Genomic DNA, 15,564 nt, shown 5'->3' with positions numbered 1-15,564 from the left:
AGTCGTGGTGTGGATAGTGTACACTTTAGATAAATTTCAGACTTATCCACGATTTGACACTATTTTTCACTTATGTTTTTCTATTCTCGCTTTATGAAAATGTTTCATAACTTTTCATAAAACATGTTACACTACCATTTTCGTTCCCAAACGGAACGAAGCAGACTATTTATTTTTTTTCTTTTTATTTTCTTCTTCAGCTTCAGGTTTCTGACCGTTTGATACAGCAACCCGAGCCGGCCTTATTACTTTATTATTCATCTTATAACCATTTTGAATAACTGCGGCTACGATATTATCATCATGCTCGGAAGGAATGTGTGCCAATGCTTCGTGAATATTGGGGTCGAATTCCTGTTCCATCGCATCTATCTTTTCCACACCTTCTTTTTTCAAAAGGTTGGAAAGCTGCTGAAAGATCAATTCGATTCCTTTTTCAAGAGATTCACGATTCTTCTCTACTTCGGGATGAAGAGCACGTTCAAAATTATCCAGAACATCGCACAATTCCAGCACGATCCGCTCATTGGCATTTTTAATCCAATCAGCTTTTTCCGAAATGTTCCGGCGCCGGAAGTTGTCAAACTCCGCAGCTTTTCTAACATATCTGTCTTTAAATTCTTCCAGTTCCAATTCAAGAGCTTTGATTTTATCATTGCTGGAAAGCTTTTTAGCTTTTTTCTTTGTTTCCTTTTCCTTGGAAACTTCGCTATTTTTTTTTGTTTCTTGTTCTTTAAATTTATCTGTCATTTTTCGGTACCACCATACCTTTTTTTGTTGTTTTTGTAATGATCTGAGCCATATCTCGAATGATCGGGATATTCTTCTCATAATTCATTCTGATCGGTCCTAGAACTCCCAGATAACCAGGAATACCAAAGATTTCGTAGCGAGAAAAAATAAGAGTATAATCCGATAATTCAGGATGACCAATATCTTCTCCCATTACCACGGTATAAGGTTTATTTTTGTCATAACGCTGCATTAGATTTACCAGATAATCCTGCTTTTGAATGAAACCCAGAAAAGCCAGGATTGAGCTTTTATCGTCAAATTCCGGCTGCTCCAGAAAACTGATATTTCCATCAAAATGGATGAAATAGCTGCTGATCTCAGATATAGCTTTTTCCATTTCATCCAGAAAATATTTTAAAAGCTTATTCTCTTCGCTTATCTTGTCAGATGTTTCTTCCAGATAGCGATGTTGGATATCATAAATTCTGTGTCCGGCAAATTTATCATTCACGTAGCGCACAACTGCTTTTAATTGCTGCTCTGTTATGCCGTGATCCCATTTGAGGATAACTGTTTTATCCAAACCGGAATCCAGGCTTACAACAAAGAGAAGTTTGTTCTCGGCAATTTTGAAAACATCCAGTTTTTCCAGATAACCGTATGAAACTTCCGGTTCCGCCACAAAACTGAGCTGATCGGTTTCGCGAGCCAGGAACTGCATTATATAATGAAGAGCAAGAGGAATATCTTTATAGTATTTAATTAAGATATTTCGTAAAATATCATTTTTTTCATATTGGATCGTATTAAGTTTAGGAGCCAGCATCTCCAGGTAGCAGCGATAACCTGTGATCGTAGGAATGCGACCGGCAGATGTATGAGGTTGATAGATGAAATTTTCTTTTTCCAGCTTATTCAAATCTATCCTGATCGTGGCCGGACTGGAATTTTGAATATATTTCTCGTTAATGAGTTTGGAAGATACCGGTTCCGAAGTCTGGATAAATTCCTTTACCAAGTATTTAAGAACCTGCTGCTGCCTAATCTCATTCTTCTTCATTTTCTCCTCTTCAACCTTTTAAACTTTTTAGCATTTTTTAGCTTTCACTGCTAAACTACGGACAATTTAATTTTTCTGACAAAGATGTCAAATTATTTTTAGCAGACCATCGCTAAGAGTGCTAAAAATAATTTGAATTTTGATTTCCCGCTGGTTTTATGCGGATGTAAGAATATAATGAAAATCAGAAAAGTGGATAAATCTAATTTGGCAATTCAGATTTAGCCATTTTTTTGTTATTCAGATTTACAAATATTGACAAACAAAAGTCAAAGAATAATTTCATACGCATAAATTTAAAGAGGTGATCATGAATAATCAAATTGCCAAACTTGAAGTGAAGGCTGAACTGAAATATTTGTCCGAAGTTATTTCTTTTGTAGGGAAATTGGCTGTACGCCTGGGATTGGAAAAGAATGATGCAAAAAAGCTGGAATTGATAACAGAAGAAACTTGTGCCAACGTTATCGAACATGCCTTCGATCCTGGTGAGGAAGGTAAGTATCAGGTTATCATTGAAAGACAGCCGGGTAAAGTTGTAATTGCTGTGGAAGATCAGGGACTGCCATTTAATTTCACCAAATTCAAACCAGATGAAAATAAGGGTTTGGGAATGCTGCTGATGCGTGCTTTTGCTGATGAGATCAAATTCCTGAATATTGGTCGTGGTGGAAAGCGGGTAGAATTTTCCAAAAATCTGCAATACGAAGAAATTGAGCATTCCAAACCAGAAGAAAAGGAAGTGGAAAAAGCACCTCTGGATGAGGAAGTAAATATTCGCATCATGAAGCCGGAAGATGCCGATAAAATGGCGCGGTGCATCTATCGTTCTTATGGTTATACTTATGGCTGGGAATTCATTTATTATCCCGAAAAGGTGAAAGAACTTCTAAAAAGCGGCTACCTGACTTCCTGTATTTACACAAATTCTGAAGAAGAAATTATCGGACATTTTGCCATGATAAGACCAAGCCCGAAAGATCTGGTAGGAGAAACAGGAATGGCTGTAACCGATCCTCGTTATCGCGGTCGCGGTCTTTTTAAAAAAATGAAACTTTTTATGGCTGAACATGCCAGAAAAACAGGAGTTCATGGTTTCTATAGCGAAGCGGTGGCGGTTCATCCCTATTCGCAAAAAGGAAATCTTTCGCTGGGAGCGCGGGAAACCGGAGTTTTATTGGGATTATCTCCGCCAACTATGAAATTCAAAAACATCGAAAAGAAAGACAAAACAAAACGAACTCCAGCAATGTTTTTTTATTATAAGATACTGGATGGACCGGTTCACGATTCATATTTGCCGTTCCATCATAAAGCTATCATCAAGAAGATCTACGAAATTGGGAAACTGAAAAGAAATGAGATCGAAAAATTTGAAGGTGAATTGAAGCTGGCAGAAAAAACTCAGATAGATGTGACCGTGAAACCGGAACGCGGTTTTGCTTTCATGAATATCATCAAGTTTGGAGAGGATTTTCTGGAACTTGTAAAATTTCGACTGCGCGAACTTTGCTTCCGTCACATGAACTGTATTTACATCGATTTGCCATTGTCCAATCCAGCCAGTCAGCAATTTTGTGCATCGCTGGAAATGCTGGGATTTTTCTTTGCCGGCATCATTCCCGAAAAACAGAATGGCGATGTTCTCAGACTGCAGTTTCTTAACAATGTGGAAGTCGATCCCAACGAAATTATCACAGCTTCCGAATTCGGAGAAGAGCTGGCTGCATATGTGGGAAATGCCTATAAATCGATGATGGAACGATGAATGAACAACCGTTGGACTTCACATATCGTGGAGTCCAGAAGTTTTTACCCCTCTGCCTTTGGCATCTCCCCTCAAACAGGGGAGAGAAGTTGAAAAATTTATGAAGATGAGTGAGAGGTTGGACTTAACGTCTATAGGAGTCTATCAGTTTCATGTTTTCGGCTCAAAAATTCCAGACTTGCCTGAAAGCGAAGTTTTCAGGTAAGAATGTTTTTGTTATTATTAACCCACACTCTATTTTGGGATCAATTCTAACAAAAATTGATTGGGGACGATCAAAACAAAGATTCAGTTCAATCGAGACGATTGAACCAATAAGTATTTTCTTTCATAGCAATCAATTATGTCATCCTGAGTGATCCGGCAATTGCCGGATTGTACCGAAGGATTTGAAGAGCGAAAGTTAGGAAAATAAGAAAAAGGAATTCTTTTGAAAATCATCAAAAAATTTGGAGATAAAAACTTCGATCTGGAATTACTAAAAAATTCAGATTCTATAAAAATTGCAGATCTTTCAATTCCAACCAATCGCATAATCTTAATGGAACAAGTTCATTCCGATCGAATTGAAATTATTGAAGAGAACGAATTTGATGATATCCAAATATCAAAACCAATAACAGGTGTGGATGGTTTGATAACAAATGTTCCTGATGTTTTTCTGGCAGTAAAAACTGCTGACTGCATTCCGATCTTAGTTTGGGATGAAACAAAGAATGTGATCGCTGCACTGCATTCTGGCAGAAAAGGTACAGAACTGAATATTGCCGAAAAAGCAGTTCAGATTTTTGTAAATAAGTTCAACAGCGATCCAACCGATATTCGAGTGGAAATAGGACCTGCGGTCTGCGGAAAATGCTATCCTGTAGATCAGAAAACTTTCGATGAATTTGTTTCCAAAACCGAAGTGGAACAAATATTTCCCAAACTTGATCTGAAGAAAGTGGTGAAAACTAAACTACAGAAAGCTGGAATATTGAGAGAGAATATTTTTAATCATGACATTTGCACAAAAGAAGACAGCAGTTATTTTTCTTTTCGGGAAAATGGAACAACTGGACGCCAGATTTCAGTGATTGGGATGGTATAATTTAGTAACGAATCCACCTACGTTCAAACTACGGCGGGACAGGGAAGACAAACAAAAGCTGATTTGTCCATCTTATCAATACTCTTAAATCTCCCAGTCGCCTAATCTCATCTTCACAAAGTCCCAAAGCCACAAAGTCACAATGTCTCACTGTCGCCGAGTCGCAAAGACAGAGCATTGCGTTACTTGTCTCTCACATATTTATTGAACCATTCTATGGTTTCTGCCAGAACGTGCAGCAGCGATTCCCGCGCAGCATAACCGTGACCTTCATTGGGCAGCAGAACGTAGCGAGCAGTTCCGCCATTTCCTTTTAAAGCCTGATAAAAGCGTTTAGACTGCATCGGATAAGTGCCGGAATTGGGATCATCTTCTCCGTGGATTAGCAGCAGCGGTTCTTTGATCTTATCGGCAAACATGAAGGGAGAAACTTCCACATAAAAATCTTTGGCTTCCCACAGCGTGCGGCGTTCACTTTGAAAACCAAACGGAGTAAGCATGCGATTATAAGCTCCGCTTTTGGCAACTCCGGCAGCTGCAATATCGCTGTGAGCCAGCACATTTGCCACCATAAAAGCTCCATAACTGTGTCCGGTAATTCCCACTTTTTCCGGATCGATAATACCTCGCTTGTCCAGGTAATCGATAGCTGCTTCCACGCTGCTCACGGTTTGTTCGATGAAAGTTTCGTTAACTGTTTCGGGATCGCCGATAATAGGAATGGAAGCATTCAAAAGAACTGCATAACCTTCCAAAACTAAATAACGAATTGATGCACCCCAGAAATTGGGAAAACGATTCGCAGAATTCGTAACCTGGCCTGCTGTGGAAGCATCGGTATATTCCTGCGGATAAGCTTCGTAAATGAGCGGCAGCCTTTCACCTTTCTGGTAATTTGCCGGTAATATCAGAGTGCCGGAAAGCGGAATGCTATCTTTGCGAGTGTATGTTACCAATTCCACTTTGAGATCGGTGATTTCCTGGTAAGGATTGGGATAATCGGTAAGTTTTGTTCTTATCTTCGAATCTAAATCTACTAAACAATAATCACGATATTTAAGATTGCTCTCACTGCGAATAGCGATCTTATTCATGTCTTCATCCACGAAAGCCAGGAATGTTTCGTAATGATCGAACTGACACCGCCACAAAATTTCTGTTTTCTTTGTCTTTAAATTGAAACGGGAAAGATAGGGAAAACGTCCTTCCGGAGTGGCTCCGGTATCGTTATCAAAGTAAACGAAATCTCCACGATGCAGAAATACATTTTCACCGCGTTCCGTCTTTTTATGAATCAATTTTCCAGGGAAGTTATATTTATCTCTGCGGCTCATATCAAAAAGCATTTTCGGCTCTTCTTTGCTACCGATTTTATAAAGATAAGTCGTCATCCAAATGCGGTCGCGATCATATTCCGAATAAATTATTTCATCTTCGATTTCCGACCAGTCTGTATGAGATGAGCGATGAACTGTGCGGAAAATCTCATAAGGATCTTTTTCGAATGGAGCATCCCAGCGCATTATTTTATCACGATACGGAACTTCGTTTTTAGGATCGCCCTCGTCAAGCGCTTCTACCCACAAAAGCGAAGCATCTTTCAATGGCTGCCAGTCAAACCGTCTGGGCCCAACGTAGACCCCACCAATTGGAACCTGATCCTGAAGTGGACGATCGTAAACTGTGGTTACGAAATTTCCTTTTTTACCCAAAATCTGCACCGACTGCGGAAAGCGATAATAAGGCACTTGATAGGAATATGGTTTATTCAAAATAGTGGCAAAAATGTAGTCGTTATCAGGTGATAAAATCATTTCTTCCCAGATTTTTGGTTTGGAGATTATTTTCAGTTTTTGATTGGAAGTATTTAATTTTGCCAGATAGGAAGTGAAAAAATAATCGAATAGAACTTCGTCGAATTTGTCTTTCAGCAAGTGCTGATAAGTTCGAGTTGTGCTGATTTTTCCGCTGGTTTCTTCCATGGTAGGAGAAGCTGGTGTGGTTGGTCGTTTTGGCATTTCACCGCGTTCGGGCGGAATTATTTTGATAAAAAGAGTTTTGTTGTCATTCATCCACCAGAAAGCTGTATCACCGAAAGCATCGTTCAAAACAAAATCTTCAAAATATTTTATCTTTCCAGTATCCACATCTACCATCATCAGTTTAATTCCTTCCTCGGTTTCATAGCTGATCGCCAGTTTGGAATTATCGAAAGAAAGTTTAGAATCTCGGATTTTGATATTTTCAGGTAGATCGACATTTATTTTCTTATCCTTAGTAAAGTCATAAATTGCCAGATAATTTTCGGGATAACGAGTTGCAGAAGCATTCAATTTTATGGAAATTTCTCTTCCTGCCAGCTTTACGGTTGGATCGGAAATCTGCTCCAAACTTTGATAACGTTGATAATTTTTTTCTAACGCCAGATTATGGAAAGGAACAAAACTGTAGTAGTTTGGACGCTTGGTATCAAAGACATCCTGAATATGTTTTGGCGGTAATTTGTAACCGCTATCAGATGCGAATAATGTCATAAAAAAACTCCCAATGAATAGTAGAACTAATGAATTCTTCAAAATAATACTCCAATAAATTTATTGATTCAAAGCGATAATTTGAATTCAGATTGACAAGGAATTTTCTCTAACCCAGTTCGAAAGTAGTTACTCCAAATATTTTATCGATGTCGATTTTTGGAAAATAACCAGTGTACATTCGGGCTGTTTCGAACACTTTTTCCATTTTGTTTTTCTGCACAAATTTCACTGCTTCCGGGTTTATTTCGGGGATATCAAGATAAACCTTTTGACCGATATCAATTTGTGAAACAGCGGCGGAAAATAATTTTTCAGCAGTCGCAAAATCATCAGCAAAAAGTGACCCGATCTTATAGCCGACCCGGCAGGGACGGATAACAATGAAACCGGAAAATTTGTTGTTTTGTAGAATTCCAAATGAAAGTGAATCTGTTTGCTTCAGCCAATTTTTCAGGAAAGTTTTTCGTTTTGTTGGAAAGCAGATTTTGTCGTATTCAAGAATTTCTGCAAAGCCAAAATTTCTCAAATTCTTAACAGCGTCCGGCATTTTTATTTCTGTTTGTTTGATAAATTCGTAGCGGCTGTTGTTGTAGGCAAATTTAAAACTGCTTTTCTTATAATTTTCCTGCTGTGCAACCACGCCATCCAAACCGATATTACAATTTCCTGCATAATTTATTGCCTGCTGCCAAAGTTTCATTCCAATACCTTTACCACGCATGGATTCGATGACGATAAAGAAACCCAGAAAAGCAAAAGTGTTATCATATTTTACCAGCGAAATACAACCGACTGGTTTTCCATTTATTTCTGCCAGAAAATATCCATTCGGATCGGTTTTATAAAAAGTATCAGCATCGAAAATTCCGGGATTCCAACCTTCATTGGCAGCCTGATCAATCATGAAATCAAGATCAGCTCTGTTCATGGATTTTATGGTTAGATTTTTCATTTATAACCCCTCAGTCATTCGTCTAAACTTTTTACAAAATTTAGACGATTGACAGCTCTCCTTAACATGGGAGCTAAAGCGGAAAAAGAAATTTTATATTTCATCAAAATATCCTCAATTGTTCAGCTTTCTTTTTAAATGGAATTATTCGTGTTGAAATTCCATATTCATGGCATTTTTCCTGAAATACTTTTTTCAGTTCCTGATAATTTTCCACTCCACAACTATAATTTCCTCCAAATTTATGAATATATTTCTGTTTGATACCAGGAAAATATTCGTCCAGTTTTTTGTAAAAATATTGTCGCTGCCGATCTCGCATTGTCATGCCGAAAGCAGGGATGATGTATTTTACTCCTGCTAAATTAGCTTTTTCCACGATGTCAGAAATGTTTTTCACATTATCTTCAATAAATGGCAGGATCGGCATCATGGAAATCCCGGTTTGAATTCCATTCTCGGAAAGTATTTTCATGGCATCATATCTTTCGGAAGAGAGCGATGCTCGCGGTTCGATGATCTTTGACAAGTCATCATCGGTAGTTGTGATCGTAAAACTGACTGTGGCATAAACCCGATTGATCTTTTTCAGGATTTCCAGATCGTTCAAAACCAGAACACTTTTGGTAATTATATGGAGAGGAAAACCAAATTCAGCGATCACTTCCAATGCTTTATGAGTTAGTTTCAGCTCGGTTTCAATTGGTTGGTAAGGATCGTTCATGGAACCTAAACCGATAGTGCCAACGACCCGTTTAGAAGCTAATTCTATGCGTAAAAGTTCGACAGCATTTTCTTTGTAGAGAATTTCATTTTCAAAATCTTCGATCTGGTAACATTCGCTGCGCGTATCACAATAGATACATTGATGCTGGCAGCCTCGATAGAGGTTCATGTTGTATTTCAAACCAAACCAGTCGTCTGGTTGCTTTACGTGTCCCAGCAGTTTTTTGGCTTTTATGGGAGTGATTTTAAATTTTTTCAAATAATCAAAACTATTCAGATTTCAAAGCCTGCATTCTATCCCTGAAAAGTTCATTTTCCGGATTTAAAAAACCCGCTTTTTTATAATACATTTCAGCTTTGTCTTTGTCGGTTAAATTTTTATATGAATCGCCTAAAAAAATCATAAGATCAAAATTGTTGGAATTAATATTCGCTGCCATTTCCAGATATTCTTTGGCTTTTTTGAAATTATTTTGTTTAAGATTGAGATTTCCCAGCAAGTAATATTTATTCCAGGAATTGGCAGTTAAAGCGGCATTCAAAAGTTTAAGAGCGTCATCATAATTTTCATTTTTTATTAAAAGATCAAGTTTTGCATAGATCGGTTCCAGGTATTGTTGCTGCTTCATTATGGCGTTATCAAAATAAATTTCTGCTTTGGCAAATTCTCCCATTTTCATAGAAAGTTTTCCCAGCATCAAATCGGGAACAGCAAAATTACTCTGCCAGTTTTTTGCTTTCTGAAAGGCTGCTTTTGCCTGTTCATAATCATTTAGATTTAGATGCTTAATTCCACCATTAATCTCGTAAATGACATTTTCATCAATATTCAAAATGACTTCAGCGATATAAGCAATTCTCATTCTTTCCAAAAGGTGTAAAAGTTCAAGATCAGCACATCTTTCGATAGCTTCATTAATTTTCAAGTTGAAATCAGTCCAATTTTCCTGCAGAGCAAAATGCAAAGTTTGCAAGATAGGATAATAAGGTTGTGGAGCATTTATTTCTTTGTTCTTAAGGCTTTCTATACATTCCTGATTCAGAAAATATCCCTCGTTTTCAATGTTAACATTTACCGCTTTTATCAAGCGCTCAAAGAAATTCAACCATTCCAGATTTTCCAATTTACTTTTCAAATCGGGCTTGGAATTCATATAATTCATGTTCGCAGCATTGTATTCACTGATAAGGCAAAACGAATCTTTATAACAAAGTGAACGAACCAAGCTGTCCAACAACATTTTAAACTTATTGGAGCTGTAATCCTGATCGATAAAAATGGTCTGAACCTCGTTGAAATAGCGCGTCTTCAAATTTGTCAGATAACTCTGATAATCGGCAATTATCTGCTCGTTGTTTTGTTTCAGTTCACTTTCAGGATAGAAATCATAATAAACAGTAAAAAGTTGATCTGCTTCCTGCAATTTGATGATCAAACTATCGATTTCTGAGATGGCAGTTTGCTTTAATTCTTTGCTGTTTTTAATTTTATGAGTATCCAGAAAAACTTGTTTATTTTTAAAATAATCTTCAATGCATTCACCTGCTTTATCTCTGGCTTTGGAAGTGAAACTGAATTGTTCAATGTTTTTATCATTAACCAGAAAATTTGTTAATGATGAAAAAGCAGATTTGTAATCCATATCGATAGCAAAATCGAGAGCTTTATTATAATAATCGTGATACTCATCATAATCCGGCCAATCTTTTTCAGCAATGGAAAAAGGAAGTGTATTTTCTGAATTATGGAATTCAAAATCTTCAAAGATATTTAAATTACTTCTTGAAAAACTGATCAGTAGATAATTATCAAAAGCTTTTGTATCCGTTATTTTTATTTTTTTATCATTTTGAATAATTTTCAAATTTTCGTTTACTATCTCAATAACATTTTTGGGCAATTCCCAATCAATGGGATCAATCTGAAAAATTACCTGCAACTGATTTACGGTGTTCAGATCTATTTCTACAAAACGATCTTCTCGAAATAGGTTTCCCTTTTGTAAAAGGAATTCAGCAGATAAAATAGTTGAAAATAAAATTAGAATAGAAACAATTAAAAAAAGACGTCTGAATGCTTTAAACATATCCCCTCCGTGTTTGCCGCATCTATTTTATTTATAGATTATGCAAGTCAAATTGTAGTAAAAAATAAGAGAGTCAAGAATTTAATTGTTTTCCTGCTCATCCCGTAATTTTTTCCACCAGTCCAAGCGTTTTTGGATTTCTTTTTCATAACCGAATTTGGAAGGTTGATAATATGATTTTTCAGCCATTTTATCGGGAAAATATTTTTGATAATTGTAGGCATTTTCATGCATGTGATCGTAGGTGTAATTTTTGCCGTAATCAAGATTTTTCATTAATTTTGTCGGTGCATTCCTGATATGAAGCGGCACGCCAAGATGACTGGTTTTCTGGGCATCTGAAGCAGCTTTTTTATAAGCAGAATAGAGTGCATTACTTTTTGGTGCGGTGGCCAGATAGACCACCAGTTGCGCCAGCGCAACGTTTGCTTCCGGCATTCCCAGAAAATGACAGGTATCTTTTACTGCAATTGCCTGTACCAGAGCATTCGGATCGGTCAGCCCTACATCTTCGGAAGCAAACCGCACCAATCTGCGCGCCACGTACAACGGATCTTCACCGGCTTCCAGCATGCGGGCCAGCCAATATAAACCAGCCTGCGGATCGCTGCCGCGTAAAGATTTATGCAGAGCCGAGATCACATTGTAATGTTCCTCGCGGTCTTTATCGTAAAACATTGCTTTGCGGCTGAGGATTTTAGAAATAAATTTAACATCGATCAGTTTTTCTTCTTTGATATTCTGCAAAATAATTTCCAGATAATTCAGAGCTTTTCGAGCATCGCCACCACAAAGTTCTGCTAAGTAGGGAAGTGTTTTTTCTTCAAATTTTACATCGACAGAAAGTGCTTCCAAAGCACGCTGAATGATCTTGATGATATCTTCATCTGACAGCTGCTGAAGCACAAAAACATTGCAGCGGGAAAGCAAAGCCGAAATAACTTCGAAGGAAGGATTTTCGGTTGTAGCTCCGATCAGAATAACAGCACCGGATTCGATGTAATGCAGAAACGCATCTTGTTGAGATTTGTTGAAACGATGGATCTCATCGATGAAAAGAATAGTACCTTTGTTGTGTGCTTTCAGATTGTATTCAGCTTCTTTCATCACGGCTTTCACATCTTTGATGCTCGAAAGAACAGCACTGAAAGAAATGAAACGATGTGATGTTTTAGATTCGATCACTCGCGCTATCGTGGTTTTTCCGGTTCCGGGAGGACCCCACAAAATGAAAGAACTGTAGATGTCGTTTTCTATCATGTTACGAAGTTGTGAACCTTCTTCCAGCAGCTTATGTTGTCCATAGATCTGTTCCAATTCATGCGGTCTGATCTTCTCTGCCAGAGGTACATTGGTCGGTTTTTTCGTTTCTTCAAATAATGAAATCTGATTTGTCATTTTTTTCCTCAAAATATAAATTTACTACCACGCCCTTCAATACAATTCCGATGAATCGGAATCACTCAGGGTGATATTGTTCAGGATTAGAATAGGAAATTATCTGTCAAATGTAAAAACTTTCCACGCATCCCGCGAATAAATTCGTGGACTTTACTGGATGAGGTTTTGGACGAACAAAATAGAAATAATTTCCTTTATAACAATAAGTTAGGTTTATATCAGCCAATTTTTTTGGGAGATGCAAGTAAAAACCTTCCGGATTATTTTGATTCCAACCCTGAAAGTCTCAAGTGAAAGAATTTTTTGAAAGAGAGCCATTTCAGAGTTATGCAACAAAAAAAGCCCCGAAAATTTCGGGGCTTGTCATTGATCATATGGGGGGAATCAATGCTTTTATTTATTTCTCATCAGAGAAGATTGTTTAGAATTGGATATCTCTTTCATTATAAATATTAATGCTGGCGTTCGATGTGCTCAATCTAAGAAGATTTCCACCATTTCCAATAGAACCTGAAACATAGGATTTGGAAATATCGCTGGCAAGTATTTGATAATCGTGAAGCTTAACTTTTCCATTGGAGGTAGATGCTTTAATATCGGCATTCAAATTTTCCGAAAGAAAAACAGTAATTGAGCCATTACTTGTACGAAGATTTGTGTCGGTGGGTAAACTGGCAAGATGAGCTTTTATTGAACCATTGGAAGTCTTTGCATTTTCAATAGCTGCCACATTAAATAATTTAACGCTGCCGTTTGATGTTTTGGCATCAACGAGACCTGTTACATTTTCTAACCTGATCCTGCCATTTGATGTGTAGGCAAATACAGAACCGTTTATTTCGTTTGCTTTGATAGTTCCATTACTGGTATCTGCTGTGATCTTTCCTTCGCATTTCTCCAGATTTATCGAACCATTTGAAGTAGAAACCTGATCTACAACTCCTACATCTTGCAAGCTGATACTGCCATTGGAAGTGTGGATGTTCTTCAGCATAATAAAGCGTGGGACGCTGAGATCATAACTTACACTTACTTTGGCATTTTTTTCCAAGAATTTGGTTTCAATTGTCAGATCCTTCTCATGTGTAAAATTTACTTCAACTTTTTCTAATTCCTCATCACCGTTGGTAGTTTTTTTGATTATTGTTACGTCGATGTAATCTTTATCCCAGCCAGCGATATTTATAGGACCATTGATGTTATCCAAGTTCAGCTCCGTATTATCTGTTACTTCGAAAGTTTTGTTGATTTCACGCGTTTGAGAAATTCCATATAACAGAACAGCTATAGATAAAATTGCTAAAAATATTATTATCTTTTTCATCTTCTTCCTCCAAAATTCACTTCTACCAATAGTAACTGCATTTCTTGTGCCATTCCAGAGGGTGTGAGCTAATTGGTTGGAAATAAAGAGATTAGATTTTTGGCTTTAGGTTAAATGTTTTATAATTATGATAAATCGTGAATTGTCGAGTTTATCAAAAATATAAAAGACTATCCTGTAATAAACTCTATTTGTTTTGGAAGAATTTCGATTGTAAAATTAAATGGATGCTTCAACTCAGGAAGCTCACCATCAAAATAGATGGGAAGTTTTTTATCGGTTTTCACATGGATCTTTTTGCTTTGATGAATAATAACTTCCGGCTCTTTGAGATGTTGACCTTTTATGGCTTTTGGCAGTAAACTAAGAATGCGCCTTCTGGTAACATCCTGGATCAAACAAATATCCAGAAGACCGTCATTTACACGAGCTTCCGGAGTGAGTAAAAATCCTCCACCGGTAGAAAGCCCGTTTCCGATAGAAAATAGTAAAAATGGTTTCTTTAAAGTGCAGTTATCCAATGTGATCTCAGCTTCAAATTTCTGCAGCTTCACCAAGGCTCGAATTACTGCCACCAGATATCTGGGCAAGCCATTCAGATGTTTAATACTACGCGAAATAAGCGCAACCTGGGCATCGAATCCAAGCCCCAGAGCATTGATAAAAAAGTAATCCTCGATTTTTCCTATATCTACTTTGCAGGTTTTTTCTCTCTTCAAAAGTTCAATTGCTTTATCGATGTTATTAGAAAGTTTGAAGTTCATGGCAAAATCATTTCCACCACCTTCGGGGATCAAACCAAGTTTAATTTCATTTTGCTTTCCGCTCTGCATAATGCCGTTCACTGTTTCGTTCAAAGTGCCGTCACCACCAACAACCACAATTTTCCTGTATTCTTTTTTGATTGCCTCTTTTGCCAGTTCAGTAGCATGCAGCGGTGTTTTTGTCAGCTCGATCTCAAAATCAAATTTATGCTCATTCAAAGATTTGATCAACTCACTGATCTTACGACCTGTTTTACCACGGCCGGCTGTTGCATTTGCAATTAAAAACCATTTTGTGTTCATATTATTTTCCTTCGCTCCAACTGTCCCGATTTTTCGGGACATCTTCCCCAGACAGGGAAGAAAATGATTATTTAGATTTTATTATATTTCCCTCACGCTTCGGGGAGGAAATTGGGAGTGGCAATCACTTTCTCTTCCGGTTTGACTCCAGTTTTTTCAGAATAAAAACGAATTCACCTTTAGGCAAAGTTTGAGTTTGAATTGCCAGCTCCTTCAGATTTCCCCAGTAAAATTTCTCTTCCGATTGAGTAAGCTTGTAAGCTATTATTGCCTGTCGCTGATTTCCTAAAATTTTCCTGAAATCACGCAGAAGTGGCTTCAATCTATAAGGTGCTTCCAAGAAAATTACATTTAAATGGGTAGGAACATTCTTCAAAGCTGCCAATCTTTTTTCGGTATTGGCAGGTAGAAATCCGTAATAAAGGAACTTTTCTACTGGCAGACCGGATCCCATGAGAGCTGCCATGATAGAAGATGCGCCCGGAATCGGAATAACGGGAATACCGTTTTGGTGACATTGCCAAACCAGCGTATTGCCGGGATCGGCAAAAAGTGGTGTGCCGGCATCACTGATGAGAGCAGCGGATTTTCCTTCGATTAAAATTCGATCCAACAGAATTTTGCTTTGCTCTTTTTCATTATGTTCGTTCAAAAGTTCCAGTGGCTTTTTTATTTCGTAGAATCGCAGAAGTTTGCTGCCGGGTTTATATTCTTCACAAATCACGAAATCTACTTCTTTCAGCACTTTTAAAGCACGCAGAGTTATATCGTCGGGATTACCGATCGGAGTAGCAACTACATAAAGTTTGGGATCCAT

At 37.6% G+C, this 15,564-nt stretch carries 12 protein-coding genes; 2 read left to right on the top strand and 10 right to left on the bottom strand.

All coding sequences use genetic code 11. From position 1 onward, the window contains the following. Nucleotides 1-165: 165 nt before the first annotated feature. Both grpE and hrcA read right to left on the bottom strand, forming a co-directional pair. Nucleotides 166-750 carry a nucleotide exchange factor GrpE gene (gene grpE, locus K9N40_06285; GenBank protein MCF7814064.1) on the bottom strand — a complete coding sequence of 195 codons (585 nt, stop codon included), beginning with the start codon at nt 748-750 and terminating at the stop codon, nt 166-168. Then, nucleotides 740-1,795, bottom strand: coding sequence for a heat-inducible transcriptional repressor HrcA (gene hrcA, locus K9N40_06280; GenBank protein ID MCF7814063.1), 1,056 nt, complete (start codon nt 1,793-1,795; stop codon nt 740-742). The genes grpE and hrcA overlap by 11 nt, the downstream gene beginning before the upstream one ends. A gap of 310 nt (nt 1,796-2,105) precedes the next feature. Between hrcA and K9N40_06275 the strand changes: the two genes are divergently transcribed. Together K9N40_06275 and pgeF are read left to right on the top strand one after the other, a co-directional pair. Further along, on the top strand, nt 2,106-3,563 hold the full coding sequence (locus K9N40_06275; GenBank protein ID MCF7814062.1) for an ATP-binding protein: 1,458 nt from the start codon (nt 2,106-2,108) through the stop codon (nt 3,561-3,563). 430 nt (nt 3,564-3,993) lie between these two features. After that, the gene (pgeF, locus tag K9N40_06270; protein MCF7814061.1) at nt 3,994-4,653 is read left to right on the top strand and encodes a peptidoglycan editing factor PgeF; all 660 of its coding nucleotides are present in this window, start codon (nt 3,994-3,996) and stop codon (nt 4,651-4,653) included. A gap of 182 nt (nt 4,654-4,835) precedes the next feature. Here the strand turns inward: pgeF and K9N40_06265 are convergent, their stop codons facing one another. The 8 genes from K9N40_06265 to rsmI form a co-directional block, all read right to left on the bottom strand. Next, complete coding sequence (locus K9N40_06265; protein ID MCF7814060.1) at nt 4,836-7,187, bottom strand: prolyl oligopeptidase family serine peptidase; 2,352 nt, start codon at nt 7,185-7,187, stop codon at nt 4,836-4,838. Nucleotides 7,188-7,296: 109 nt separating this feature from the next. Continuing rightward, on the bottom strand, nt 7,297-8,142 hold the full coding sequence (locus K9N40_06260; GenBank protein ID MCF7814059.1) for a GNAT family N-acetyltransferase: 846 nt from the start codon (nt 8,140-8,142) through the stop codon (nt 7,297-7,299). A 103-nt stretch (nt 8,143-8,245) separates the two neighbouring features. Then, nucleotides 8,246-9,037 carry a radical SAM protein gene (locus tag K9N40_06255; GenBank protein ID MCF7814058.1) on the bottom strand — a complete coding sequence of 264 codons (792 nt, stop codon included), beginning with the start codon at nt 9,035-9,037 and terminating at the stop codon, nt 8,246-8,248. Nucleotides 9,038-9,137: 100 nt separating this feature from the next. Continuing rightward, nucleotides 9,138-10,955 carry a hypothetical protein gene (locus K9N40_06250; protein ID MCF7814057.1) on the bottom strand — a complete coding sequence of 606 codons (1,818 nt, stop codon included), beginning with the start codon at nt 10,953-10,955 and terminating at the stop codon, nt 9,138-9,140. Between the two features lie 81 nt (nt 10,956-11,036). Next, a complete protein-coding gene (locus K9N40_06245) occupies nt 11,037-12,353 on the bottom strand; it encodes a replication-associated recombination protein A (GenBank protein ID MCF7814056.1) in 1,317 nt (438 codons plus the stop codon). Nucleotides 12,354-12,777: 424 nt separating this feature from the next. After that, complete coding sequence (locus K9N40_06240; GenBank protein MCF7814055.1) at nt 12,778-13,680, bottom strand: DUF4097 domain-containing protein; 903 nt, start codon at nt 13,678-13,680, stop codon at nt 12,778-12,780. A gap of 170 nt (nt 13,681-13,850) precedes the next feature. Next, nucleotides 13,851-14,747 carry a diacylglycerol kinase family lipid kinase gene (locus K9N40_06235; GenBank protein ID MCF7814054.1) on the bottom strand — a complete coding sequence of 299 codons (897 nt, stop codon included), beginning with the start codon at nt 14,745-14,747 and terminating at the stop codon, nt 13,851-13,853. Nucleotides 14,748-14,871: 124 nt separating this feature from the next. After that, nucleotides 14,872-15,564, bottom strand: a complete 693-nt coding sequence (gene rsmI / locus K9N40_06230; protein MCF7814053.1) for a 16S rRNA (cytidine(1402)-2'-O)-methyltransferase — start codon at nt 15,562-15,564, stop codon at nt 14,872-14,874.

It is taken from the genome of Candidatus Cloacimonadota bacterium (assembly GCA_021734245.1).
Taxonomy (GTDB): Bacteria; Cloacimonadota; Cloacimonadia; order Cloacimonadales; family TCS61; genus B137-G9.
Note: the sequence above shows the minus strand (reverse complement) of the source record. Positions and strands in the feature narration are given on the sequence as shown.